At 60.7% G+C, this 2,737-nt stretch carries 3 protein-coding genes and 1 pseudogene; 2 read left to right on the top strand and 2 right to left on the bottom strand.

Annotation, left to right across the window (positions count from 1 at the left end):
- The coding region (locus tag JNL55_RS36345; protein WP_293866691.1) for an alpha/beta hydrolase family protein at nt 1-357 on the top strand (357 nt) is incomplete at its 5' end.
- Between the two features lie 42 nt (nt 358-399).
- On the opposite strand, the gene gfa is transcribed toward JNL55_RS36345, so the two are convergent.
- Nucleotides 400-978 carry an S-(hydroxymethyl)glutathione synthase gene (gfa, locus tag JNL55_RS36340; protein ID WP_293866688.1) on the bottom strand — a complete coding sequence of 193 codons (579 nt, stop codon included), beginning with the start codon at nt 976-978 and terminating at the stop codon, nt 400-402.
- 18 nt (nt 979-996) lie between these two features.
- The gene (locus JNL55_RS36335) at nt 997-2,106 is read right to left on the bottom strand and encodes an S-(hydroxymethyl)glutathione dehydrogenase/class III alcohol dehydrogenase (RefSeq protein WP_293866685.1); all 1,110 of its coding nucleotides are present in this window, start codon (nt 2,104-2,106) and stop codon (nt 997-999) included.
- A 173-nt stretch (nt 2,107-2,279) separates the two neighbouring features.
- Between JNL55_RS36335 and JNL55_RS36330 the strand changes: the two are divergent.
- Nucleotides 2,280-2,737 (top strand): annotated as a pseudogene (locus JNL55_RS36330) (sigma-54-dependent Fis family transcriptional regulator); the annotation flags it as partial.

Here is a 2,737-nt window from a genome sequence, read left to right as displayed (position 1 = left end):
GTCAGCGACTTGGTACAGCGGATCGCCTATCAGCCCAGCTATCCCGAGATCTTCAGCAACTTCATCGGCAAGTCGGTGAACGAAGATCCCCTGGAATACCGCCGTCGCTCGCCGGTGTATCACGCCGACAAGCTGCAGACGCCGCTATTGATTCATGCCAACACGTCTGACGGCGACGTGCACATCATGGAAGTGGACCATCTGATCGCGGCGCTGAAGGCGGCCGACAAGAAGTTCGAATACAAGATCTATGAGAACGCGCCCGGCGGCCACGGCTTCAACATGATCGACACCAAGCTGGCGAAGGAATCGCGGCGTGAGGTCTACAAGTTTCTGGCGCGCTATCTGAAGCCGTGAGTGAGTCGGATGAGCGCACAGGCTCATCCGACTGGAGAATGACTACGCCTTCAGCGCGCCCGATGCCTTTGCGACATGGGTGGCAATCGCATCCATCAGCGGAGGCGACAGGCAATCGTACGGTTCGAGTTTCAGCTCTTTCAGACGCGAACGCACCGCGTCCATCTTGGACGGCTGAAAGCCGGACTCGATGATCGAGGAAACGAAGGCGGCGAAGCCCGGCGCGGCCCAGCCTTTCTGCGGTGACAGTTCAGTGTGAACGAAGTCGAGGCCGTAGAAGGGATGGCCCTTGTTCTCGATGCGGCCATACATGTGCACGCCGCACTCCTTGCAGGCATGACGTTGGATCGCAGCTTTCGGGTCCACGATGGCGAGCTTCTGTTCTTGCTCGGTGACGCTCAGCGCGTCTCTCGACACGACGGCAACGACTGAGAAGTTGGCGCCCTCGGGCTTCCAACACTTGGTACAACCGCAGGCATGATTGTGTGCAGTCTGCGACGTGAGCGTGACCTTGACGGGCGCCGTCGTGCAATGACAGACCAGCGTGCCGCCCTTGAAGCCGTCCTGCGCGGCCTGCAAGCCGTTGTCCACCGACGGATGAATAGAGATTTTTTCGCTCATGATTGTTAGCTCCCTGAATCAAAACACCACGACGCTGCGGATCGACTTGCCCTGATGCATCAAGTCGAAGCCTTCATTGATCTGCTCCAGTTTCAACACATGGGTGATCATCGGATCGATCTGGATCTTGCCGGTCATGTACCAGTCGACGATCTTCGGCACGTCCGTGCGGCCGCGCGCGCCGCCGAACGCTGAGCCTTTCCAAACGCGGCCGGTCACGAGTTGAAACGGTCGCGTCGAGATTTCCTTGCCGGCCTCGGCCACGCCAATCACGATCGATTCGCCCCAGCCGCGATGGCACGACTCCAGCGCCTGGCGCATGACGGTGGTGTTGCCGGTGCAATCGAAGGTGTAGTCGGCGCCGCCATTGGTCAACGCGACCAAGTGCTGGACCAGATCGCCGGTCACCGTCTTGGGATTGACGAAGTGGGTCATGCCGAACTTGCGACCCCAGGATTCTTTGGAGTCGTTGATGTCCACACCGATGATCTGATCGGCGCCCACCAGCTTGGCCGCTTGAATGACGTTGAGTCCGATGCCGCCCAGGCCGAACACGATGACGTTGGAGCCCGGCGTGACCTTGGCGGAGTTGATCACCGCGCCGACGCCGGTAGTTACGCCGCAGCCGATGTAGCAAGCCTTATCGAACGGCGCGTCTTCGCGAATCTTGGCGAGCGCGATTTCAGGCAGCACGGTGAAGTTGGAGAAGGTCGAGCAACCCATGTAGTGATGGATGCGCTGACCTTTATAAGAGAAGCGCGTGGTGCCGTCCGGCATCAGGCCTTTGCCCTGAGTCGCGCGGATTGCGGTACACAGGTTGGACTTCTGGCTGGTGCAGGTCTTGCACTGCCGACACTCGGGCGTGTACAGCGGGATCACGTGGTCGCCCGGCTTGACGCTGGTCACTCCTGCGCCAACTTCGCGAACGATGCCGGCGCCTTCATGGCCGAGAATGGACGGGAAGATGCCTTCGGAATCGAAGCCATCGAGCGTGTAGGCATCGGTGTGGCAGATGCCGGTGGCCATGATTTCGACCAGCACTTCGCCGGCTTGCGGGCCGTCCAGGTCCAGTTCGACGATTTCCAAAGGCTGTTTGGGCGCGAACGCCACGGCGGCACGGGTCTTCATACTTTTCCCTAGCTTCAGCAAGCGGTTATTGAAGTTATGCCCGATGCTAGGGGGCCCCCGGTAGGGCGCTCAAGACTGTGTCATTTTGACCCACGAGGGTCTCGCCGGGCTGCCCGAGGCTGACGTGACCGGCACGGTCGGCTACGATGCCCGATCCTTTGTGAGTGAGAGCAATGATCCCGCGACCGTTCTCGCAAGCAGACGCCGATTCGCACTATCAACGGGTCGAGGCGGTGGTCATGAAGCGCCACCAGGACCTGCGGATGGACCCTTGGGTGCAGCGATCGTGGATGCGCTGTGTCGGCGATTACGCCTTGGATCCCTCCAAAGCGTTGACCCCGCGCATGCTCGAGCCTCAAGAACTGAGCCGTCGCATCGCTGCGATGGGCACCTGCTATTCGCTGGCGAAAGCGGAGATTGCTCGGTTGTGCGAGTCGTTCGACTTCGCCGCCGGCGTGTCGCTCACCGATGCCGATGGCGTGATTCTGTTGTATGCCGGCACGTCGTCGTTCGCCGGCACCGCTCGTTACAGCGGCTTTCGCGAAGGCGCCGTGTGGAGCGAGGCAGAGCTAGGCACCAACGGCATGGGCACCTGCCTGTTGACGCGTTCTCCCATCGTTGTCGAAGCCGG

The sequence above is a fragment of the Steroidobacter sp. genome, from assembly GCF_016790065.1.
Taxonomy (GTDB): domain Bacteria; phylum Pseudomonadota; class Gammaproteobacteria; order Steroidobacterales; family Steroidobacteraceae; genus Steroidobacter.
Note: the sequence above shows the minus strand (reverse complement) of the source record. Positions and strands in the feature narration are given on the sequence as shown.